At 37.0% G+C, this 22,839-nt stretch carries 20 protein-coding genes and 1 pseudogene; 20 read left to right on the forward strand and 1 reads right to left on the reverse strand.

The window, feature by feature from the left end:
* Positions 1 to 16 precede the first annotated feature (16 nt).
* The 19 genes and pseudogenes from NIZ91_05655 to NIZ91_05745 all read left to right on the forward strand — a co-directional run bounded on the left by NIZ91_05655 (position 17) and on the right by NIZ91_05745 (position 20,886).
* Positions 17 to 1,336: a UDP-glucose/GDP-mannose dehydrogenase family protein gene (locus NIZ91_05655; protein ID USY56139.1), complete on the forward strand. Its 1,320-nt coding sequence runs from the start codon at positions 17 to 19 to the stop codon at positions 1,334 to 1,336.
* Between the two features lie 57 nt (positions 1,337 to 1,393).
* The gene (locus NIZ91_05660) at positions 1,394 to 2,782 is read left to right on the forward strand and encodes a sugar phosphate nucleotidyltransferase (protein ID USY56140.1); all 1,389 of its coding nucleotides are present in this window, start codon (positions 1,394 to 1,396) and stop codon (positions 2,780 to 2,782) included.
* 41 nt (positions 2,783 to 2,823) lie between these two features.
* Positions 2,824 to 3,909, forward strand: coding sequence for a hypothetical protein (locus NIZ91_05665; protein ID USY56141.1), 1,086 nt, complete (start codon positions 2,824 to 2,826; stop codon positions 3,907 to 3,909).
* On the forward strand, positions 3,909 to 4,919 hold the full coding sequence (gene manA, locus NIZ91_05670) for a mannose-6-phosphate isomerase, class I (GenBank protein ID USY57099.1): 1,011 nt from the start codon (positions 3,909 to 3,911) through the stop codon (positions 4,917 to 4,919). The genes NIZ91_05665 and manA overlap by 1 nt, the downstream gene beginning before the upstream one ends.
* 235 nt (positions 4,920 to 5,154) lie before the next feature.
* Positions 5,155 to 5,904, forward strand: a complete 750-nt coding sequence (locus NIZ91_05675; protein ID USY56142.1) for a Wzz/FepE/Etk N-terminal domain-containing protein — start codon at positions 5,155 to 5,157, stop codon at positions 5,902 to 5,904.
* Between the two features lie 49 nt (positions 5,905 to 5,953).
* Positions 5,954 to 6,619, forward strand: coding sequence for a CpsD/CapB family tyrosine-protein kinase (locus NIZ91_05680; GenBank protein USY57100.1), 666 nt, complete (start codon positions 5,954 to 5,956; stop codon positions 6,617 to 6,619).
* A 284-nt stretch (positions 6,620 to 6,903) separates the two neighbouring features.
* On the forward strand, positions 6,904 to 7,671 hold the full coding sequence (locus NIZ91_05685; GenBank protein USY56143.1) for a tyrosine protein phosphatase: 768 nt from the start codon (positions 6,904 to 6,906) through the stop codon (positions 7,669 to 7,671).
* Positions 7,672 to 7,691: 20 nt separating this feature from the next.
* Positions 7,692 to 7,844: a hypothetical protein gene (locus NIZ91_05690; protein USY56144.1), complete on the forward strand. Its 153-nt coding sequence runs from the start codon at positions 7,692 to 7,694 to the stop codon at positions 7,842 to 7,844.
* A 45-nt stretch (positions 7,845 to 7,889) separates the two neighbouring features.
* Positions 7,890 to 9,014 (forward strand): UDP-N-acetylglucosamine 2-epimerase (non-hydrolyzing), encoded by a 1,125-nt coding sequence (gene wecB / locus NIZ91_05695; protein USY56145.1) that lies wholly within the window; start codon positions 7,890 to 7,892, stop codon positions 9,012 to 9,014.
* Between the two features lie 32 nt (positions 9,015 to 9,046).
* A complete protein-coding gene (gene galU / locus NIZ91_05700) occupies positions 9,047 to 9,928 on the forward strand; it encodes a UTP--glucose-1-phosphate uridylyltransferase GalU (protein USY56146.1) in 882 nt (293 codons plus the stop codon).
* Positions 9,929 to 9,996: 68 nt separating this feature from the next.
* Positions 9,997 to 11,250 (forward strand): glycosyltransferase family 4 protein, encoded by a 1,254-nt coding sequence (locus NIZ91_05705; protein USY56147.1) that lies wholly within the window; start codon positions 9,997 to 9,999, stop codon positions 11,248 to 11,250.
* Positions 11,247 to 12,542 carry a glycosyltransferase gene (locus NIZ91_05710; GenBank protein ID USY56148.1) on the forward strand — a complete coding sequence of 432 codons (1,296 nt, stop codon included), beginning with the start codon at positions 11,247 to 11,249 and terminating at the stop codon, positions 12,540 to 12,542. Before NIZ91_05705 ends, NIZ91_05710 begins: the two co-directional genes overlap by 4 nt.
* Positions 12,543 to 12,547: 5 nt before the next feature.
* On the forward strand, positions 12,548 to 12,808 hold the full coding sequence (locus tag NIZ91_05715; protein USY56149.1) for a hypothetical protein: 261 nt from the start codon (positions 12,548 to 12,550) through the stop codon (positions 12,806 to 12,808).
* A complete protein-coding gene (locus tag NIZ91_05720) occupies positions 12,805 to 16,311 on the forward strand; it encodes a glycosyltransferase (GenBank protein USY56150.1) in 3,507 nt (1,168 codons plus the stop codon). The genes NIZ91_05715 and NIZ91_05720 overlap by 4 nt, the downstream gene beginning before the upstream one ends.
* Positions 16,312 to 16,321: 10 nt before the next feature.
* Positions 16,322 to 17,335 (forward strand): glycosyltransferase family 4 protein, encoded by a 1,014-nt coding sequence (locus NIZ91_05725; protein USY56151.1) that lies wholly within the window; start codon positions 16,322 to 16,324, stop codon positions 17,333 to 17,335.
* Positions 17,336 to 17,407: 72 nt separating this feature from the next.
* Entirely contained in the window at positions 17,408 to 18,685 is a 1,278-nt protein-coding gene (locus NIZ91_05730) for a nucleotide sugar dehydrogenase (protein USY56152.1), read from the forward strand.
* A complete protein-coding gene (locus NIZ91_05735; GenBank protein USY56153.1) occupies positions 18,682 to 19,485 on the forward strand; it encodes an ABC transporter permease in 804 nt (267 codons plus the stop codon). Before NIZ91_05730 ends, NIZ91_05735 begins: the two co-directional genes overlap by 4 nt.
* A gap of 17 nt (positions 19,486 to 19,502) precedes the next feature.
* Positions 19,503 to 20,468: pseudogene (tagH, locus tag NIZ91_05740) on the forward strand (teichoic acids export ABC transporter ATP-binding subunit TagH).
* Positions 20,469 to 20,508: 40 nt separating this feature from the next.
* The gene (locus tag NIZ91_05745) at positions 20,509 to 20,886 is read left to right on the forward strand and encodes a hypothetical protein (protein ID USY56154.1); all 378 of its coding nucleotides are present in this window, start codon (positions 20,509 to 20,511) and stop codon (positions 20,884 to 20,886) included.
* Positions 20,887 to 20,926: 40 nt separating this feature from the next.
* Here NIZ91_05745 and NIZ91_05750 read toward each other — a convergent pair whose 3' ends face one another.
* Complete coding sequence (locus NIZ91_05750; protein USY56155.1) at positions 20,927 to 21,865, reverse strand: LytR family transcriptional regulator; 939 nt, start codon at positions 21,863 to 21,865, stop codon at positions 20,927 to 20,929.
* A gap of 174 nt (positions 21,866 to 22,039) precedes the next feature.
* Between NIZ91_05750 and NIZ91_05755 the strand changes: the two genes are divergently transcribed.
* Positions 22,040 to 22,801 (forward strand): SGNH/GDSL hydrolase family protein, encoded by a 762-nt coding sequence (locus NIZ91_05755; protein ID USY56156.1) that lies wholly within the window; start codon positions 22,040 to 22,042, stop codon positions 22,799 to 22,801.
* Positions 22,802 to 22,839: the final 38 nt, after the last annotated feature.

Raw genomic sequence — 22,839 nt, forward strand, 5'->3', positions numbered from 1 at the left:
GAAAGGGTGCTTAATATTGAAAATCTCAGTAGCAGGAACAGGCTACGTTGGCCTCGTAACAGGCGTCTGCCTTGCAGAGCATAAACACTCTGTTACATGTGTAGACATTGACGAAAATAAAATAGCAGTTATGAAAGCAGGAATCTCTCCAATTTATGAGCCAGGGCTTGAAGAGCTAATGGTTCGTAACATGGAGAGATTATTTTTTACCTCAAATTACAAAGAAGCGTATCGAGATGCAGACGTTATCTTTATTGGAGTGGGAACTCCTGAAAAAGCAGATGGATCTGCGAATTTAAAGTACGTGTATGAAGTAGCAGAACAAATTGCTGCTAGTGTTGAAAATGATTGTGTTGTTGTCGTGAAGTCCACAGTACCAATTGGAACGAATGATAAGATTGAAAGTTTGATTCAATCAAAGCTTAAACATAACGTGAAAGTCTCAGTTGCTTCTAACCCTGAGTTTTTATCGCAAGGAACAGCTGTTAAAGATACGTTACATACATCACGAATTGTACTCGGCGTAGAAGACGAGCAGGCGGGTGAAGTATTAAAAGAAGTATATGCAAGCTTCAAGGCTCCTATCGTGGTGACAAACCGCAAAAGCGCCGAAATGATTAAGTACGCATCAAATGATTTCCTTGCGCTGAAAATTTCCTTCATTAATGAGATTGCAAACCTTTGCGAAATCATCGGAGCAAATGTAGAAGACGTAGCACACGGGATGGGCTTTGATAGTCGTATCGGTAATAAGTTTTTAAATGCAGGTATCGGCTACGGGGGCTCTTGTTTCCCAAAAGATACAAAAGCGCTGCACTGGCTGGCAAATTTCCATGACTATGAGCTTCGCACTGTAAAAGCTGCGATTGATGTGAATGAAAATCAAAAGCTCAAGCTAATTAAAAAATCTCGTAAGTATTTCGATAGCTTACAAGGGTTAAACGTTGCGGTTCTTGGTCTTACGTTTAAGCCGGGAACGGATGATTTACGTGAAGCGCCAACGCTTGTCAATATTCCGCTTATGATTGAAGATGGCGCGAACGTAAAAGCGTGGGATCCAGTTGGCGTTGAGAACTTCAAAAAGCTTTATACAGATGGTATTACGTATTGTAATTCTATTGAAGCTACACTGAAGGATGCGGACGTTTGCTTTATCTTTACAGAATGGGATGAAGTGAAAAATTTTGAATTAGAAAAATACAGCCAGCTTATGAAAACACCAATTGTTCTAGATGGGCGTAATTGTTATAACCTAGAAGAAGTTAAGAAACAGAACCTAGTGTATGATTCAATTGGTCGTGAAACAATCCATAATCTAAACAAGGTATTTGTATAAGGGAGTAGTTAATCAGATTTTAAAATCTGATTTTTTTTATTTTTTAGGAGGGATTTTATGAAACTAGTACTACTTTCCGGAGGATCTGGAAAACGATTATGGCCTTTATCAAATGATACGCGTTCAAAGCAATTTCTTAAGGTATTAGAAAGTAAAGAAGGACAAAATGAATCAATGGTCCAGCGTGTTTGGAGCCAAATTGAAGCAGTTGGCTTAGGAAAATCAACGGTTATTGCCACGTCTAAGATGCAGCGTGATATGATTCACAGTCAAGTCGGTACAGACATTCCGCTCATCATCGAACCTGAACGTCGCGATACGTTTCCCGCAATTGCTTTAGCTGCAGCTTATCTTCATTCAGAAGAAAAGGTTTCAGAAGATGAAGTGGTAGTTGTACTTCCGGTTGATCCGTACGTTAACGATGCGTTTTTTGAAAGAGTAAAGGAGCTAGAAGCAGTGTTACAAAGCTCTGATGCAGATCTTGCGTTGATGGGGGTAAAGCCAACGTACCCATCATCTAAATATGGATATATTGTTCCGCATGGTCAAGTGAATGCTGATGAGCATTTTACAGTGGAACGCTTTACAGAAAAGCCGAGTGAAGAAGCGGCAGAAGAGTTAATAAACCTTCATGCGCTTTGGAACTGCGGCGTTTTTGCGTTTAAATTAGACTATTTACTAGAGATTTTAAAAGAAAAAGAGCTCTCATTAGAATTTAATGATTTAGAAAAAAGTTATCAAGATCTTCCTAAGATTAGCTTTGACTATGAAGTAGTGGAGAATGCTAAGCATATTGTTGCTCTTCCGTATGAAGGCTATTGGAAAGACCTTGGGACGTGGAATACGCTAACAGAAGAAATGGCGACTGTTCAGATTGGAAAAGGTATTCTGACAGAAGATTCGACGAATACGCACTTAGTCAATGAGCTTGACATTCCAGTGACGGTAGTGGGAGTAAAAGATGTTATTGTGGCGGCTAGTCCAGATGGAATTCTTGTGTCAGATAAAGCGTCTAGTCCAAAGATTAAAGAGCTCATCGCTGATTACAATAACCCTCCAATGTATGAAGAGCGTACGTGGGGCTGGTCACGCGTATTGGATTATGCAAAGTACGATGAAAACCATGAGATGGTGACAAAGCGTATTTGTATCTTAGAAGGGAAAAACTCAAGCTATCACTACCATAGTTTACGTGATGAAGTGTGGACAATTGTTCGTGGTGAAGGAGAGCTTGTGTTAGATGATTCTATTACGCGCGTTAAAGCAGGGGATATTATTCACTTACCGGCAGGAAAGAAACACGGAATCCGTGCAATTAACGAGCTTGAATTTATCGAGGTCCAAACAGGAAGTGGCATTTCAGATAAAGATTTCGTTCGTTTACTATTTAAATGGGATGATGTGGTAAAGCAATTTCAAGACTCACGTCCGAAAGTCATTTCATAAGAGCTGGCAGTAGCTAGCTCTTTTTTTATGGAGGAAAGATCGTGAAAACAATTGCTTATTATATTTCTGATTATGGATATGGACACGCGGGACGAAGCATTGCGGTCATCAGGCAGCTATTAAATGCTGATGCGCATATCAAACTGATTGTTTGTCATTCATTTGCTTTGGGTTTTGTTAAAGAGTCATTAAAAGAATATGGAAACCGAGTTTATTTTCGAGAGGTTGCTACTGACGTAGGATATGTGCTTCATGATGATTCGCTGGAGCCTGATGTGAATGCTTTAAATGAGAAAGTACAAACTTGGATTGTAAAGTGGGATTATCTGTGCGAACAAGAAAAGCAGTTTCTTGAAGATTATGAAGTAGTCAGCGTCATTTCTGATATTTCACCTCTAGGTATTGCAGCTGCCTATGAGGTAAAGATTCCATCGATTGCTATCTCAAACTTTACTTGGCACGGAGCGTATACAGATTTAATTAATATGAAGCTTCTTGCTTTTTTAGAAAAGCAGTATGAAAAAGTAACGTTTTTCTTTGAATTAGCAGGATACAACGAGCGCCACTGGAGCTCAAGCTATCAGCAGGTTGGTTTCTTCTCAAGAAACATTTCAGACAGCGAAGTAAAGAGAATTCAAAGAGAGCTTAATCCAAATAAAGATAAGTCTATTATTTTCTTTGGATTAGGCATGAAAGTAGATGTGAAGACGCTTCAAGATTTTAAGCTTTGGGACAGTCAAGATTGTGTATTCCTTGTTTCTCAAAATGTTTCCATCAACGCTTATAACGTGGTAAAAGTTCCACTTTCTTATACAGAATCACAAAACTATCTTGCAGCAGCTGATGTGGTTGTTACAAAAGCTGGATGGGGGATGATTAGTGAAGCTTTAGCAGGAAGCAGTTCACTTCTACTCATCAATCGTCAAAGTATGCAGGAAGACCGAAATACGATTCGTTATATGACAGAGCATAACCTGTGCAAGCTTATCTCCCAAGAAGAACTACCGTTTCTTAAAGTAATTGAAAGTCTTAACGAACAGCTGGACGCGTTAACAATCTATAAATCAGATAATGAGCTCAATAAGCTTACAGATAAAATTATAAAAATAGTAAACGAGGTTCAGTAATAATGAAACAGCCAATCTTTTTAAAACCTATTTTCCAAGAGAGAATCTGGGGAGGAACTCAGCTAAGTAATACGTACGGTTATGAGATTCCATCAAACCAAACCGGTGAGTGCTGGGCTATTTCTGCTCATCCCAATGGTCAAAGCATGGTGCGCTACGGAGACCTTGAAGGTAAAATGCTAGGCGAGCTATGGTTAGAACGTCCTGATTTGTTTGGATACTTTGAAAGCGATCGATTTCCTCTTTTAACGAAAATCCTAGACGCGAACAATGACTTATCTGTACAGGTTCACCCAAACGATGAGTATGCGAAAGAGTATGAATTTGGAGAGCTTGGAAAAACGGAATGTTGGTACATCATTGATTGTGATGAGGGTGCGGACATGATTTTCGGACATTCGGCAAAGTCAAAAGAAGAATTTGTTCATATGATTCAAGAAGGTCAGTGGGATGAGTTATTGCAGCGGGTTAAAATCAAGCCTGGTGACTTTTTCTATGTCCCAAGCGGAACGATCCATGCGTTATGTAAAGGAACTCTCGTTCTAGAAACGCAGCAAAGCTCGGATACAACGTACCGCGTCTATGACTACGAACGCCCAGGACAAGATGGACAGCTGCGTGAGCTTCATATTGACAAAGCGATTGAAGTAACAACAATTCCTCATACGGCTACAAAGTTAGAGGCAGCATTCACGAAAGTTAACGGAGCAACCATTACGACCTTTGTAGAAGAAGACTACTTTACCGTCTATAAATGGGATATTGACACAGCTGCTGAGCTATTTCAAGATGGACCGTTTACGCTTGGAAGTGTAGTCGACGGGAAAGGAACGCTGATTACAAGTGAAGGTCAGTTTCCATTGCAAAAAGGCGATCATTTTATTCTCCCAAATAAAGTCGAAACATTTAAAATAGAGGGTCAATTATCAATCATCGCATCTCACCCAAATCAAAAAGGAGGCGTACAACATCGTTTGGCAGGAACAGCTAGAGAAATGGCTAACGTTTGAGGAATTACACATTCAGTAAAAAAGTTATTAGCTCAAATGTAAGACAGAGAAAACTTTAATCAATAATTAAAAAATGATGTAATGAATCTAGTAAATAATATTCTATCTATGCCGATATAAACAGTACTAAATAATCACAAGATTTACAGGAATATGTAGAAAAGAATAGTTTTGTGAATTATAATGGTAAATAGAGTCTTTACGAAGCTACAATCTTTTAATTCGGAGGTCACCAATGGAAGAGACAATTGATTTACGACAGTTGTTCGGTACGTTAAAGAAACGTCTTTGGCTTATTGCGCTCATTACAATTATCGCAGCGATGATAAGCGGTATCGTTAGTTTCTTTGTGTTAACGCCTGTCTATCAAGCAAGAACGCAAATTCTTGTGAATCAAGAAAGTTCAGAACAGCAGCCCCTTAATGCATACACGATACAAACAAACATTCAGTTAATTAGTACGTACAACGAGATCATTACAAGTCCTGTTATTTTAGAGGATGTTGTTAAAAAGCTTAATTTAAACGTAACGGCTAAGCAGCTAAGCGGCCAAGTACAAGTAACGAACTCCCAGGATTCTCAAGTAGCGCATATCGTCGTACAAGACACGGACGCGAAGCGCGCAACGGATATTGCCAACACGACGGCAGATGTGTTCCAAGAGAAAATTTCTAGCATTATGAGCATTGATAACGTTAGTATTCTATCAAAAGCAGAGTTAGCTGACAGCTTAAACCCAATTAAGCCTGCGCCATTAATGAATATTGCGATTGCGATTGTAGTTGGGCTTATGCTTGGTGTTGGTTTAGCTTTCTTATTAGAATACCTGGATAATACAATCAAGACCGAGCAAGATGTAGAAACGATATTGGATCTTCCAGTTATCGGCTCCATTTCAGTAATTAAAGACCGCGAACTTGAAGGAACTCGAGTAACACCAACAGGCGCAAATCATGCGGTGAGAGGAGAGACATACGGTGGGTAAGTTGTTTAAGAAAAGAAAAGGCGTATCATCATCTAACCGATTAACTCATATACGTAGCTTAATCTCTCATAAAAAGCCGAAATCACCGATAAGTGAGCAGTATCGTACAATTCGAACAAATATTCAATTTTCAAGTATTGACGGCGAAATGCGCTCTGTTATGGTAACGTCAACTCTAGCATCGGAAGGGAAATCTACAACGGCTGCGAACTTAGCTGTTGTTTTTGCCCAGCAAGGAAAGAGAGTATTGCTTGTAGATGCAGATATGCGTAAACCTAGCGTACAGTATACGTTTCAGTTAGAAAATCATATTGGCTTGACTAACGTTCTAGCAAAGCAAACAAATCTAGCATCTGGTATCCAAGAGTCTCATGTGGACAACCTATGGGTGCTAACTAGTGGACCAATTCCGCCTAACCCATCTGAGTTGTTAGCTTCACAAGCGATGGAAAGCTTAATTCAAGAGATGTATAAGCAATTTGATATGGTGATCTTTGATACACCACCAGTGTTACCCGTTACGGATTCTCATATTTTAGCTAATAAATGTGAGGGGATTTTACTTGTTGTTCGCAGTAGACAAACAGAACGTGAAGCTGTGTTAAAAGCAAAAGATATTTTGCAGAAGCAAAAAGGTAAGCTGTTGGGTGTTGTACTAAATGGCAGACCACAAGAAGAAGGTAATTATTACTATTACTATGGTTCTGGTCAATAAAATAAGACACGAAGACTTCTTTAGAGAAGTCTTCGTGTCTTATTTGTGTTTACTTCCATAAAATAAAAGTGACGTATATCTGTAGTCTTTATATGTCGTAAAATGCGGTTTTTCGTCTGTAAAAAGTCGAAAAATCAGGTTGAATAATGGGAAATAGTTTGTGTAATAAGACAGAATGAAAAAGGTATAGAGACTTTTCGACAAAAAAAGACATAGAAATACCTAGTTTAGTGTGCTAACATAAAGAGTGTTTTGGTAGGTCTTAAGAAGGATGAGGTGTTGGTATGATTGATTTACATTGTCACATTTTACCTGGAATTGACGATGGATCTGTTCACGAAGAGATGAGTGTAGAAATGGCTAAAAGAGCTGTATCCCAGGGTATTAAAAAAATTGTCGCTACACCTCACCATCAAAATGGCCGTTACTTTAATACAAAGCAGACAATCGAACAAGCGGTCAATACGTTAAACAAACGGTTGCAGGTTGAAAATATACCTTTGACTATTTTACCAGGCCAAGAGATTCGTATATATGGTGAGATTTTACAAGATTATCATAAAGGTGAAATCCTTACGTTAAATAATACAGGCAAGTACATATTTGTTGAGTTTCCATCCAGTCAAGTCCCCCGCTATGCAGAGAGATTATTATATGATATACAATCCGAAGGTTTAATACCGATTATTGTACATCCAGAACGGAACAGCAGGTTGATAGAAGAACCTGAATTGCTGTATGAGTTTGTGAAGAAAGGCGCATTAGCCCAGCTTACAGCTTCCAGTATAACTGGTCAGTTCGGAAAGAAAATTAAAAATTTTTCGAATCAATTATTAGAAGCCAATCTAATTCATTTTATTGCGTCAGACTCACATGATTTGAAGCATCGAAATTTTAATATGGAGCAAGCGGTGAGCCTTGTCCAAAAAGAGTACGGACTTGATACGGTTTATATGTTCTTAGATAATGCCGAGCATGTTATTAATGGACAAGCATGTTTTAAAGAGCCGCCTGAGCATGTTAGAAGAAAAAAGTTTTTAGGACTATTTTAAGAATAATTGAGTGATAAACGATGAAGAATTTTGATACCTTACCTAAGAATGTAAAGAAAACGATTCGCTACATTAACCAAGATGCATCAATTGAGCAGCTTGAAGAGATTAAACGATTAGTTCTTCAATCTATCAAAAAGAAAGAAAAAGAACTGCATCGAAATGTTAACTAGTTACGACTAGTTCTTTAAAAAAATTAAGAAAGAATAGGTGACAGCATGGAAAGACGCATTAAAGTAATGACGATTTTTGGAACGAGACCAGAAGCGATTAAAATGGCTCCGCTAGTACTTGAGCTAAATAAACGCTCAGAAGAGTTTGAATCAATTGTGACAGTAACAGCCCAGCATCGTGAAATGTTAGACCAAGTACTGCACGTATTTGATATTAAGCCAGACTACGACTTAAACATTATGAAAGATCGTCAAACGCTAATGGATGTAACAACGCGAGGCTTGCAAGGACTAAACGACGTTATGGGGAAAGTACAGCCCGATATCGTATTGGTTCATGGTGATACAACAACAACATTTATTGCTGGATTAGCAGCATTCTACAATCAAATTAAAGTTGGTCACGTAGAAGCAGGCTTACGTACATGGAATAAGTATTCTCCGTACCCAGAAGAGATGAACCGTCAATTAACAGGCGTATTAGCTGACTTGCATTTTGCTCCAACTTCAAAGTCATCAGCAAACCTATTAGAAGAAAACAAACAGGAAAGCAGCATTGTCGTGACAGGTAATACGGCAATCGACGCGTTAAAAACAACTGTTTTAGAAGAATATTCTCATCCTGTGTTAGATGGAATCGGTGACGATCGTTTAATTTTATTAACAGCGCATCGTCGCGAAAATTTAGGAGAGCCGATGCGCAACATGTTCCGAGCAATTAAACGGATTGTAGAAGAACATGACGATGTACAGGTAGTATACCCGGTTCACTTAAATCCAGTTGTTCGTGAACTAGCAGATGAAGTACTAGGTGATGACTCACGCATTCACTTAATCGAGCCGTTAGAGGTAGTAGATTTCCATAACTTTGCATCACGTGCACACATCATCTTAACGGATTCTGGCGGTGTACAAGAAGAAGCGCCATCTTTAGGAGTGCCGGTTCTTGTATTACGCGATACAACTGAGCGTCCGGAAGGAATTGAAGCAGGCACATTAAAGCTTGCGGGTGTTGAAGAAGAAACAATTTACCGCCTTGCGAAAGAATTATTAACGAATAAAGAAGAGTATGAGCGCATGTCCAAAGCATCAAATCCGTATGGAGATGGCTTTGCATCACAACGTATTGCAGATGCAATTATTCAATATTTCAAAAGTGAAAGTAAATAATTCTAAATTGCAAATGAAAAGGGGATTCTCTTATGCAAAAAGTTAGAAAAGCAATTATTCCAGCAGCAGGGCTAGGAACAAGATTCTTGCCAGCTACAAAAGCAATGCCAAAAGAAATGTTACCCATTGTAGATAAGCCAACAATTCAATACATTGTAGAAGAAGCAATTGAGTCGGGGATTGAAGACATTATCATCGTAACGGGTAAAGGTAAACGCGCAATTGAAGATCATTTTGACTATGCACCAGAGTTAGAAAATAATTTAGTAGAAAAAGAGAAGTTCGACATTCTAGAAAAAGTGCGTCAGTCTTCAAATGTAGAGATTCATTATATTCGCCAAAAAGAACCAAAAGGATTAGGACACGCTGTATGGTGTGCACGTAAATTTATCGGTGATGAGCCATTTGCTGTGCTTTTAGGTGACGACATCGTGCAGGCTGAAACACCTGCTCTACGCCAATTAATGAATGAATATGATACAACGCTATCATCAGTTATTGGCGTACAGACAGTTAATGATGACCAAACACACCGCTACGGAATTGTGGATCCGATTTCTAACAAGGGACGTCGCTATCAAGTAAATACATTTGTTGAAAAGCCTGCTCCTGGAACGGCACCTTCTAACTTAGCTATTATGGGGCGCTATGTTTTCACACCAGAGATTTTCCGTTTCTTAGAAGAACAAGAAATTGGTGCTGGTGGAGAAATTCAGCTAACAGATGCGATTCAGAAGCTAAACGAAATTCAGCGCGTATTTGCCTATGATTTTGAAGGGCGCCGCTATGATGTAGGTGAAAAGTTAGGGTTTATTGAAACGACATTAGAATTCGCTTTGCAGCATGATGACTTGAGAAACAATCTTCTGAACTTTATGGAGGAATTGTTAAAAAGAGAAAAAGTAGACGCTTAATGTCAGCTTTCATCAATTGAGAAGCGCGATCTTCTCAATTGATGAAGTCGTATTGGAGTGAAAAGGGATTGTCAAAAAGAGTACTTGTGATTTCACAAAATTTCTATCCGGAAATTGGCAGTGCGGGTAATCGTATAAAAAATATCTATAAATTATTAAAAGAAGAAGAGTATGAAGTAAACGTCTTAACAACAGATCCGATGTATCCTAACAAAAAGATTTATAGTGACAATCAATTTTGGGATGATGATTTGATTGAGGAAGAACGTGATGTAACGCGCATCCAAGTGAAAAATCGCAAGTATTCTAGAAGTATTATGAATCGCTTGTGGTTTTATTTAGAAATGGCCTTGAAGATGCTTTTATTTATCCTTTTTGATCGAAGAAAATATGATGTGGTATTCGTGACGTCTCCGCCCATTTTTATTGCGGTGGTAGGATTAGTAGCAAAATACCATTATCGTAGTAAGCTAATCTTAGATATCAGAGACTTGTGGCCAGAATCGTTAAAAGGCGTAGGGGTATTTAATTATCCGTTTGTTATATCACTCTTTAGTAAGCTTGAAAAGCTGCTATATATTAAATCAGACCAAATTATTGTCAACAGTAGAGGGTTTATTGACTTTATTGTTGAGAACTATAATATCTCATTAGAAAAAATACATTTTATGCCCAACGCTGCTAAGGAAGATGAAGTATCATTTCAAGAGGCAGGTCAAGGCAAGTTTAAGGTAATTTATGCGGGGAATATTGGTTTAGCTCAAGACGTAAACGTTCTAATGGAAGTGGCCAAGCAATTAAATGACTATGACATTGAACTAAATGTGATGGGATACGGCTTTAAAAAGAAAGAATTTATCAAGTTTAAAGATCAACATCAGTTAACTAACGTTAACTTCATTAAGCCAACGACTAGAAAGAAGTGTCTAGATATTATTTCTCAACATCATATTGGGTTAGTAACGCTGAACGGTAAAGAAGTATTTGAAACGGTTTTGCCAGGTAAAATTGTTGATTATATGACTCGAGGCATACCAATTGTTGCTGCTGTGTCCGGATATGCTCAAGAAGTTATTGAATCAAAACGAGTGGGAATTGTTTCGGATTCTCACGACGTCGATGAAGTGGTACGTCACATTTTACATCTGTACACTAATCCGTCTTTGCGTAAAGAGATGGGGAGTAATGGTTTGCGATATGTGAAAGAACACTTCTATTGGGAAAACAATATTCATGTGTTAATTAACTTAATTGAAAATCGTAAGTTAGCAACCTTTAAATTAAACCAAGTAGAATCAGGAGATAAAGCTGAAGTACTATGAAAAAAAATGTATGCATGTTTGTATGGAATCATTTTACGAATGATGCGCGTGTACTAAGAGAATGTACAGCACTATCCGAAGAAGGATATGCAGTGGACTTAATTTGCATTCATGATCCTAAGCTCAAAGGCTTAAAGCAGTTTGAAGAAGTGAATGAGAACTTTCACGTCCATCGCGTACAGCGTTACCCATCGTCTCTAGTGATATTAAAATCTTTTTATCGTTTTATAATGAGAAATAAATTGGTTCTTCCATTTGTTTTTCTAGCATGGGCAGCTCTCGCTTACCTAGCACCTTTTATTGTGGTACCTTTAACTATTTTTGCACTGGCACTTTTAAAAACAAAACTTCAAGTGGTATGGGTTAGAGGCAGCATCATTTTGCGGATGATTTTAAAAGGATTTAGTAAGAAGTATGATGTCTATCATTCCAATGATTTAAATACGTTACCTCAAGGTTATATTTGTTCAAAGCTACGATTTAAGCGAAAGAAACTAGTGTATGATTCTCATGAAGTCCAGACGAGTCGTACTGGCTATGACAGTGGGTTCTATCCAAAGATGGAAGCCTTTTTCATTAAGAGAATTGATACGATGATCGTCGAAAATCATACCAGAGCTAAATATAATGAAGATTTATATGGGTTCTACCCACACGTTGTATATAACTATCCGTTTCAACCTAAGAAAGATGTAAAAAAGAAAGCAGATATGCACACGCTATTAAACTTGCAACGAGATGAAAAAATCCTGCTTTACCAAGGCGGCATCCAAACTGGAAGAGGTCTTGAAAATTTAGTAAAAGCAGCTCCTTTATTTAAAGAAGGGGTTCTTGTGTTTGTTGGGGATGGAAGAATTAAGCCAACGCTTGAAAAAATGGTTGAAGAAATGAATCTTCAACATAAGGTTAAATTCATTTCAAAAGTACCATTAGATGAGCTTCCACACTATACAAGAAATGCTTATCTAGGTTTTCAAGTATTAAATAATGTTTGTTTTAACCACTATTCGGCTTCTTCTAACAAGCTATTCGAATACATTATGAGCGATGTACCAGTTGTAGCTTGTGACTTTCCAGAGATTAAGAAAGTGGTAGAAACAGAGCATGTAGGTTTGTGTGTAGATTCACATAATTATGTTGAAATTGCTGAAGCGGTTAACAAGTTACTTGAAAATCCAGCTTTACGAGATCAAATGAGCAGGAATTGTAGAACTGCTAAATTTAAATATAATTGGGAAAATGAACAGGTTAATTTCTTGAAAGTTTACCAAACACGAGCATTGGAGAGGTAGAGGCAATGAGCACGCAATTAAAAAGTAGAGTCCCGACTGATGTACTAGAGCAAGAGTTAGAGTTAGTAAAAAAAGAACTAATCGTGCAGCTGAATTTAAGAGAGCGCGAATTAAAAGAATATAATGATTTGCAAAAGCGTTATGAGCTATTAGAAAAGCGTTACTCTGCTCTTACACAATCGTTCTTAGGAAAACTTACGCTGAAGTATTGGCAAGTAAGAAGACGCATATTTAAGCAAAAAGCATCAAAGGGGAATCAAAGATGATTATTGATATTCAAGATCGTATGAAATTGATTACTCAAAAGAGAAAGTGGGCAATGTCTCAGCGAATAACAAATTTTGAGTTCGCTGAGCTTGAAATGACAAACGGCTGGTTTAAAAAGCACAATATTGACGTTTCCTTTAGTCCAGAACAAAAAACTTTCACTACTAATTTGAGTTCTAATGAATTTACGTATTTAACATACCGTGAACAAAACTTAGATTTTCAACTTCCTCCCAAAGAAGAATTAATTACTGTATCTCAAGAAGAAACTGTTTCGTTTAAGGGTACAAAAGATAAAGGCGTGGAAGTTGATTTATTCATTATTGAGTATAGTAACGAATTGAAACTAACTACTCATAGAGTTGAAATGAATAGTGAAAAGCTTATCCACTTTGCTGAAAACACGGATAAGGTCCGCTTAGCAATTCGTATTAAAGGCAATGGAAACTTCAAGTTAGAGAAAATTCTCATAGGCAGTCAATCTTTTTGGAGTCAAGGAGAGTTAGTAGCAGAAGGAAAGTATATTGTTTTAGACCAAAATAACTGGTACATACCTAAATCTACTAAGCTTTATTACAATCTATTTGAACAAACGTTCCATGCGAGTTTTGACCAAAAGCAGTTTGCCTATATTTCACATCAAGAAGGCAATGCAGCTTTTTCACAGGCTCCTAAGCAAAGTATCTCTGTAACAGCTAATAATATTGCTGCTGAGTTTACAGGCGATAAAGATGCGGATGTAGATGTAAGACTTGCTTTAGTGTTTTATAAAAATGATGAAAAAGTCTATTCTGATGAATTGAAATTAAACACTAAGCGTTTAATTAAGCCGGAAATCGAATTTGATGCGATGCGTTTAGCAATTCGAGTTTCTGGAAAAGGTCAATTCTCAGTTGAATCTATTAGTATAAATAATGTAGCTTACTGGTGGAAAGAAGACTTTTCTATCGATCGTCGTCCAAATTATATTAACGCATCGACTAAAGTACCGTTAAATGCAACATCGTTAGAAGGATGGGAAAAATCAACGGGGAAAGTAGTTTATCATCCGTGGAATCAATTTTTTCAATCAAAGTTAACGGGACAAGAATTTCTGCATTTACATTGCATTAATGAGATGAACGAAAAGAACAGAGAGTTATCGATTCAACCAAACTATAACTATACAATTACTCCTACAAGCCAAATGTTCGGAGACGTAGACTTAACTTTATATGTAATGGGCTACAATCAAGGCAAACAAACAGAGTTACATCAAGTAAGTGTGAATCGTTCTACAGAGCTTCGTTTTAAAAAGGAAACGGATTCGGTCCAATTCCTAGTTCGAGTCTCAGGACAAGGTTATTTTAAAGGGCTTCAATTAAATATCGATGAACAAGAAATAGAAATTACGAATAGTTTAGCGTTAGATTTAAAGCACTCAAGCTGGTTCATTGCATCCAAAAAATTAGCAGAGCTATCAACAAATGAGAACTCTTTACATGGAGAAGCAAAGCTAGAACCGGGTAAAAATGTATACATGTCATATAAAGAGAAGAATAACCACTTTGCGTCATTACCAACGTATCCTTTAATGACTATGCAGCAGGGGTTTGAGTATGACTTCTCTGTTAGAGGAAAAGTTGAAGAAGGCGTTTCGGTTATTCCAATGTTTATTGGATATTCTGATAATGAGAAAGTACAGGTACTTCAGCTTAAATTTAACGGGACAACGAAAATACAAGCGCATCCCGATGTTAAGCAGTTCCGCTTAGCGCTTCGAGTGTCTGGCAAAGGCTCGTTTGAGGTAGAGCAATTCACTGTAAAAGAGATGCAGAGCATTGAAAATGAAGAGCCAATTAACTATGTAGACAAAACGGAAATTGATGCGTTTGAAGTTCTACCACCTAAGCCATTAAAGCAAATGAAAATGGCTATTATCTTTGATGAGTTTACGACAGCTTCTTATGAGCACGAATGTCAATTAATTAAGATGACTCCTGACAACTGGCGTGAAGTGATGACAAAAGAGCAACCGGACTTACTTATGGTTGAATCTGCTTGGCGTGGAAACGGCGGAGTTTGGGATAAGCGTGTTGGATACTACGGCGAAGAAAACATGAAGCCGCTATTCGCTCTATTACAATGGTGTAAAGAAAATAATGTTCCTACTGTATTTTGGAATAAAGAAGATCCAGTTCACTTTAATCGTTTTATTGAAACAGCTAGACGATTTGATTATATCTTTACCACAGATGAAAACATGGTGCCATTCTACCAAGAGCAAGCTGGTCACGAAAATGCTTTTGCGCTACCGTTTGCTGCTCAACCAGCCATTCACAATCCTATTAAGATTGTCGAAAATCGTGAAAGTAAAGCTTGTTTCGCAGGCTCTTACTACCGTCATCATGAAGAAAGATGTATCGATATGGATCGTTTGTTAGATGCTGCTGCTAAAGTCGGACTAGATATCTATGATCGTAACTATATCCAAAACTTAAAAGGCCTAATGCCAAACCACCAGTTTCCAGATCGTTTTCAGCCATTCGTAAAAGGAAACTTAAAGTATTACGAGATTGATAAAGCATACAAAGGCTATAAAGTAATGATTAACGTTAATACAGTAAAAGAGTCTCCAACTATGTTCTCGCGTCGAGTATATGAAGGTTTAGCTTGCGGTACACCTGTTATTAGTACGTATGCTCAAGGTATTAACCATATCTTTGATAACTTAGTTTATATGTCTGAAAATCCAGAAGAACTATATGAAGAGTTTAAACAGCTTCTAGAGAACAACGAATATTACGAAGAAAAAGCATTGATTGGGATTCGTGATGTATTAACGAAACATACTTATACGCATCGTCTAAGTTACGTGATTGAAAAGATTGGTCTGAATTTTGTCGCTCAGTCACCAACTGTAACGGTTGTAGCAATGGCTAACAGCAAAGAAGAATTTGAAGACATCGTTAATCAATTTAATCGTCAAAGTTACGAAAATAAAAAGTTATACGTGTTGATCGACACATTTGACGGTTATCTAGATGTATACAACAAGTATAATACGTCATCTATTCATACGTTCGTAGCCAGCTATATGCATAACTACTTAAATATTCGTGACTGGATTAACACGCCATACGTAACGTACTTTAGCCAAGACTCTTATTATGGTGAAAACTATTTACTAGATTTAATGCTAAGTACAACGTTTACGGATAGTGACTTTATTGGAAAACGAACATATTACACGTTAAATAAAAACAAACTGCAAGAAAAAAATAGTGGTCAAGAGTACGAGTTCGTAACGTCTTTAACACCAGAACGAACAATTGCGAAAACAAATGTATATAGCAACCACTCACTGGAAGAAGTACTAGAAATGTTTAAAAACAAACAGGACTTATCGCCGTATGCAAGGTTTGGTAAGCAATTCTTCAGCAGTGACAAATTTAACTATGTACATGTGGGACAGAAAGAAGCAAAACAGCTAGATTCTATTCTAAAAAAAGTAGAGCTGTGAGGTTTTAACTATGAAAAAAACAAAAGTATTATTTGCAGGACACGATTTAAAGTTTGCTCGTATTATCATGGATAATCTAGCGAGCAAACCTACGTATGAAATTCGAACAGATGAGTGGACAGGCCATAACACTCATGATGAAGAGAAAAGTAACGAGTGCTTAAATTGGGCAGACGTCATTGTTTGTGAGTGGGGACTAGGAAATGCTGTATGGTATTCACAAAATAAAAAGCCTCATCAGCGATTATTTGTACGTATGCATTTACAAGAAAGAGACACAATGTATCCTTTCAGCTTTAACTTAGATAACATTGATAAAATTATTGCTATTTCACCGTACGTATATGAGGAATTCTACCGCGTATTCCGTTTTCCACGTGAGAAGATGACAATGATCTATAACGTTGTTGACACAGGCCACCTTAATAAGCCTAAAGTAGAAGACGCTCAGTATCATCTGGGGATTATCGGAATCTGTCCGCAGCGTAAACGTTTAGATTTAGCGGTGGATATGTTAGGAAAATTATGGCAAGAAGATAATCGCTATAAGCTATATGTAAAAGGGAAAATGCCACAAGAATATCCGTGGGTATGGAACAAAGATGAAGAAAGAGCATATTACGAAGAAATCTTCGCACGAATTGACAATGCACCTTGGAAAGATGCTGTGATCTTTGAAGGATTCGGTGATGTATCTGAATGGTTATCAAAAGTCGGTATTATTTTATCTACTAGTGACTTTGAAAGCTTTCACCTATCACCAAGTGAAGGAATGGCATCAGGAGCATATCCTGTCATCTTAAATTGGGATGGTAGTGATACAATCTATCCAAAGCAATATATTTATTCTAGCGTGGAAGAATCCGTAGCCAGCGTTCTTCAATTTAATTCACTAGAGAAAGAGCAGCAAAAAGAAGTGGTTGTAAAAGCAAAAGCGTATGTAAATGATCGTTTTAGCGTGGAAGCAATTACGACTGAATGGGATAAATTAATTTCAAAGAGCTCTTTACAATTAAACTATTAAGAATAATAAACAGTTTATAAATATGCTAGGCATATTTAAAATAAAGTTACCTAATAGCAGGAGGAAATACTAATGAAACTTTGTACAGTAGGACTAGGATATATCGGATTACCAACATCCATTATGTTTGCAAAACATGATGTAGACGTTGTAGGAGTAGACGTGAGCTCACGCGTAATTGAATCGTTAAACAATGGGAAAATTCATTTAGAAGAGCCAGGTTTACAAGAAGCATTAAATGAAGTAATTGAAAAAGGAACGTTCCGTGCGGCGCTACAACCTGAAAAAGCAGATGCTTTTATTATTGCAGTACCAACACCAAACCATGACGATCAACATAAATCTTGTGACTTATCTTACGTGTTAAGCGCAGTAAATAACGTTATTCCATACTTAGAAAAAGGTAACGTTGTAATTGTTGAATCAACAATTGCGCCAAGAAGCATGGATGATCATGTAAAACCATTGGTTGAAGCTGCTGGGTTTACAGTAGGAGAGGATATCTTCTTAGTACACTGCCCAGAGCGTGTACTGCCAGGACAAATCCTTCATGAGTTAATTCATAATAACCGTATTGTTGGTGGAATGACGCCAAATTGTACAGAAGCTGGTGCAATGGTATACAGCACATTTGTACAGGGTGAAATTATTAAAACAGATGCGAAAACAGCAGAAATGTCTAAACTAATGGAAAATACGTTCCGTGATGTAAACATCGCACTGGCAAACGAATTAACAAAAGTTTGTAACGAACTAGAAATTAATGCTTTAGAAGTAGTAGAAATGGCGAATAAGCACCCACGTGTAAACCTTCATACACCAGGACCTGGAGTAGGTGGACACTGCTTAGCTGTAGATCCATACTTTATTGTGGCAAAAGCACCAAAGACAGCACAACTTATTAATCTAGCACGAACAATCAACACATCAATGCCACACTATGTTGTTGAAAACACAAACAAGTTAATGGAACAAGTTAATGGGAAAATCGTAACGGTATTCGGTTTAACGTATAAAGGAAACGTAGATGATATTCGCGAAAGTCCAGCAATGGAAATCTATGACCTATTAAAAGCTGAAGGCAACTATGAAGTACGTGCTTTTGATCCACACGTTGAACAGGATTGGGTAGAACAAGATATTAAAGAAGCAGTACGTAACTCTGATCTTGTCCTAGTATTGACGGATCATAACGAATTCAAAGAGTTAAACTGGTCTGAACTAGAAGGTATGGCAACAAAGCGTATTTTCGATACGAAAAATGTAGTAGCTAATCGTTCTAACGACTTTGACTACATTAACTATGGAACGTTACATGCGTTTCTTAAGAAAGTAGAAGTAATGGCATGAACTTAATTGGGAGGATTTTGAAAGAACAATCCTCAAACTTTCATTTAATTATTCGCTTGGCTCTTTATGATGTCAAAGGCAAATATCAATTGCATTACCTAGGAGCTGTGTGGCAGGTTTTAAGTCCTGCTGCGCAGGTTCTTCTTTATTGGTTAGTATTTGGGCTTGGTATTCGAGGTGGACAGCCAATTAATGGTGTACCATTCTTTGTATGGCTACTTATTGGACTTATCCCTTGGTTTTTTATTAGTCCAGCCATTATCCAAGGATGTAACAGTGTCTATGCAAGAGTAAGTCTTGTATCCAAAATGAAGTTTCCAGTTAGTGTGCTTCCAACTGTTACAATCATTAGTAATAGCTTTCAATTTTTTATTATGTTACTGATTTTAGCTGGAATTTTAATGATCTATGGGGTTAACCCTGGGTGGCATTTATTGCAGCTTCCTTATTACTTAGTAGCACTTTTTGTATTCTTGTTTGCTTTTACGCTCTTGGGTTCAACAATTGCAACGATTGTAAGGGACTTTCAACAAGCGTTACAATCAATTATGCGAATGATGGTCTACTTATTACCGATTCTATGGGATCCATCACGATTACCTCATATTTTTAAAACAATATTAGAATTAAACCCAATTTATTACATCATAGAAGGATTTAGATATTCTATCTTAGGGTCCGGATGGTTTTATGAAGATTGGATATATACACTATATTTTTGGGTTGTTACTTTATTAATATTATTAGTAGGATCAATATTACACATAAAATTTAGAAATAAATTTATTGATTACTTATAATCTAGGAGCTTAAATCGATGAAGCTAAAGATTAAATTTGAAAATGTTAGCAAGAAGTATGTACTCTATGCTAAAAAATCAGATAAGTTAAAGGAAATACTATTTCCTAAAAAGAAAAGTGAAGGCTTTTATGCTCTAAGGAATGTTTCATTTTCAGTGTACGAAGGTGAAACAATTGGGATTGTAGGTATTAATGGGTCAGGCAAATCTACTCTATCAAACCTACTGTCACAAGTTGTTCCGCCTACATCTGGTCAGATGACCGTTAATGGTGAGACGTCCTTAATTGCTATATCAGCAGGCTTAAATAGCAACTTGTCAGGTTTAGAGAATATTGAATTAAAGTGCTTAATGCATGGATTAACAAAAGATGAAATAAAAAGAATTACGCCAGATATTATTGAATTTGCTGACATAGGTAAATTTATGAATCAGCCTGTTAAAAATTATTCAAGTGGTATGAAATCTAGGTTAGGATTTGCAATTTCTGTTCACACAAATCCTGATATTCTAATTGTGGACGAAGCGTTATCAGTAGGAGATCAAACCTTTTATGATAAATGTGTAACCAAGATTAATGAATTTAAGGAAGAGGGGAAAACCATCTTCTTTATTAGCCACTCTCTATCTCAAATTAGAACTATTTGTGATAAGGTGATGTGGATTCATTTTGGTGAAGTTCGACAATTTGGAGAGGCTAGGAGAGTAATAGCGAGATACAAAAAATTTATCGACTGGTTCAATAAGTTAAGTGAAGGGCAAAAGAAAAAATATAAGCAAGATATGCTCCAAAAGCAGGCGAAAGTTGAAACTGAGACGGATGATAGCTATAAGGTTGCCTATAATGGGCCACTATATCCTATTGATGAACGTGTAAAGCGTTATCAAAAAAACAAGATAGATAAACGGAAAAAAGTGACGTTGAATTTACAGTTACTATTCTTATCTCTTTTTACCGTTTTACTAGGTGCATTACTTTTCTTTTAAAAGGCATAGCCAATAATCTATTATTGAGGTGAATAAAATGAAAGCAAAATTGTTAGTTCCTGTAGTGACGGGTTTATTATTATTCAGTGGTTGTAGCAATGACTCTAATGATAAAGCTTCAGCAGATAAACAAGTGGAGCAGAATAACCAAGTTAAAATTGAAGAAGCATCTATTAATAATTTTGGGAATAAAAGATTAGAAGTAGAAGTTAAAGCAACTGGAGATAACTTAAAGTATGCATATTATGTTCATAAAGATGGTAAAGTTATCAAGAAAACTTCTTATTCAACGGATAGTTCATTTAAGTATCCATTAGAAAAGTCAGGCAAGTATGCAGTTCGTGTTTTCGTAAAAGCTGGAGATAATAAGTCGACAAAAAGTACGGACGCAGTTAGCGTAACTGTAGCAGAGTAAAAAAGTAGAAGGCCCTCTATATTTAGAGAGCCTTCTTTTTTTAGTTTAGATTTAAATGTTCTTTGAAAGCAGATGATAGCTGTTGTCGGTTTTCTTCTGATACGTTGTAGTAATAGACACCGTTCACTTTGCCACCGCTGCCTTCAACTTCAAGCTGATCTAACGTATGGCGTGCATCGCGATAGTTAGCCTGAATCTCTTTCATATCATCAAACGTTAAGTTTGTTTTCACGTTTTCACCGATTGCATCTAAAATTGTACCGTAATTCGTTAAAGATTTAACGCTAGCACCTTCGTTAATAACGGCTTGGATAATTTGACGCTGACGTTGTTGACGGCCAAAGTCACCTCTTGGGTCCTGCTTACGCATGCGAGAATATGCTAATGCTTCTTCGCCGTTTAACGAAATTTGTCCTTTTGAGAAGTTATAGCCATCATAGTTAAACGCAAGGGAGTTGTTCACCGTAACTCCACCAACCGCGTCTACAATGTCTTTGAAGCTTTCCATGTTGACTTGTACATAATAATCAACAGGTACGTCTAGGAAGTTTTCAACTGTTTTCACAGCCATATCTACGCCGCCAAATGCATACGCATGGTTAATTTTGTCCTGTGTGCCTTTACCGATGATTTCAGTACGGGTATCACGAGGAATACTTACCATTTTCATCGATTGATCTTTAGGGTTTACGGTCATTAAGATAAGGCTATCAGAGCGTCCACGATCATTGCCACGCGCATCTACACCTAATAGTAAAATTGAAATGGGATCTTGATTGCCGAAGTTCACTTTGTTTGAGCGTTTTTCAGATACGTCTCGTGTTAAAGGATCATGCGTTTGGTTAAACGTGCTTTGAACAGAGCTATACAGCACTCCTAAGTAGGTACCGATACCAATAATTAAAACTAGTAAAATGCTTAAAACAATTTTAAATCCTGTTTTTTTCTTCTTCTTTCTTTTTCTACGCTGTTCTTCCATATCAATCTCTCTTTCTTTATAAATTTGATAATAAATACACAAGTGTACCTTAATTCTTAAGAATTAAGACAAAAAGATTAAAAAAATGACAAATTTACTCATTTTTATTCAATTACTCTCAAATTATATTATAATAACAGAAAAAAGGAAAGCCACTAGTAAAGGAGATAGAAAATGAAAATTGCAGTTAACATCATTGCGTTTCTTATTTTAGTTATTTCTCTTATTGTAGGAAAAATGTACTGGAATGAGAAAGTTGCCGCACAGGGCGTAGCCTCTCCAACAAGAGTAGCCGTTCAAAATAGCGAAGCAAAAGAGTGGAACGTAAAAAATTTACCAGAAGCGATTGTAACAAAGGTGCAAAATGCTGAAGAAACAGGAGAACCTTTGAAAATTGTTATTGCTGGTTCCCAAGATACATCAAAAGAAAGTGATGCTTGGCCTGCTTTGGTAGAGGAAAAATTAACGAATACATATGGATCAGATTTAGTGACGGTAGAAGTGCAGGAATATGATCAATCGACCACGTTACAGTTTGTGAAGAATCAATCATACAAAAAGATTATTGCAGCACAGCCTGATGTGCTCATTTTTGAACCTTTTCTAGCCAACGATAATGGAGTAGTTGGCATTACAAATACGCTAGATAACTTGTCTATTATTATGAAACACGTAGAAGAACAAGTAGACGGCGTAGTTACAATTATTCAACCTTCTCATCCAATCTATAATGCCATTAACTACCCGAAAGAAGCAGAGCAGCTGCAAGCTTTTGCAGATGAACATGGCTATGAATATATCAATCATTGGGAAAAGTGGCCAAAAGCGAGTTCAGAAGAGTTATTAACGTACTTAACCGAAGACAAAAATGCTCCAAATGAAAAAGGGAACAAAGCTTGGGCGGAAGCGGTAATTGAATATTGGGCAGCAGAGTAAAAAAAGCGTTCATTGTGAACGCTTTTTTACTTTGTAAT

The sequence above is a fragment of the Bacillus sp. 1780r2a1 genome (assembly GCA_024134725.1).
In the GTDB taxonomy this organism is placed as follows: Bacteria; Bacillota; Bacilli; order Bacillales; family Bacillaceae_H; genus Priestia; species Priestia aryabhattai_A.

What these genes read in the sequence shown, in the direction of transcription:
- NIZ91_05660 (USY56140.1), top strand. Translation starts at nt 1,394, where the DNA reads ATGAAACTAGTACTACTTTCCGGAGGATCTGGAAAACGATTATGGCCT.
- NIZ91_05675 (USY56142.1), top strand. Translation starts at nt 5,155, where the DNA reads ATGGAAGAGACAATTGATTTACGACAGTTGTTCGGTACGTTAAAGAAA.
- NIZ91_05685 (USY56143.1), top strand. Translation starts at nt 6,904, where the DNA reads ATGATTGATTTACATTGTCACATTTTACCTGGAATTGACGATGGATCT.
- NIZ91_05690 (USY56144.1), top strand. Translation starts at nt 7,692, where the DNA reads ATGAAGAATTTTGATACCTTACCTAAGAATGTAAAGAAAACGATTCGC.
- wecB (USY56145.1), top strand. Translation starts at nt 7,890, where the DNA reads ATGGAAAGACGCATTAAAGTAATGACGATTTTTGGAACGAGACCAGAA.
- galU (USY56146.1), top strand. Translation starts at nt 9,047, where the DNA reads ATGCAAAAAGTTAGAAAAGCAATTATTCCAGCAGCAGGGCTAGGAACA.
- NIZ91_05710 (USY56148.1), top strand. Translation starts at nt 11,247, where the DNA reads ATGAAAAAAAATGTATGCATGTTTGTATGGAATCATTTTACGAATGAT.
- NIZ91_05715 (USY56149.1), top strand. Translation starts at nt 12,548, where the DNA reads ATGAGCACGCAATTAAAAAGTAGAGTCCCGACTGATGTACTAGAGCAA.
- NIZ91_05720 (USY56150.1), top strand. Translation starts at nt 12,805, where the DNA reads ATGATTATTGATATTCAAGATCGTATGAAATTGATTACTCAAAAGAGA.
- NIZ91_05725 (USY56151.1), top strand. Translation starts at nt 16,322, where the DNA reads ATGAAAAAAACAAAAGTATTATTTGCAGGACACGATTTAAAGTTTGCT.
- NIZ91_05730 (USY56152.1), top strand. Translation starts at nt 17,408, where the DNA reads ATGAAACTTTGTACAGTAGGACTAGGATATATCGGATTACCAACATCC.
- NIZ91_05735 (USY56153.1), top strand. Translation starts at nt 18,682, where the DNA reads ATGAACTTAATTGGGAGGATTTTGAAAGAACAATCCTCAAACTTTCAT.
- NIZ91_05745 (USY56154.1), top strand. Translation starts at nt 20,509, where the DNA reads ATGAAAGCAAAATTGTTAGTTCCTGTAGTGACGGGTTTATTATTATTC.
- NIZ91_05750 (USY56155.1), bottom strand. Translation starts at nt 21,865, where the DNA reads ATGGAAGAACAGCGTAGAAAAAGAAAGAAGAAGAAAAAAACAGGATTT.
- NIZ91_05755 (USY56156.1), top strand. Translation starts at nt 22,040, where the DNA reads ATGAAAATTGCAGTTAACATCATTGCGTTTCTTATTTTAGTTATTTCT.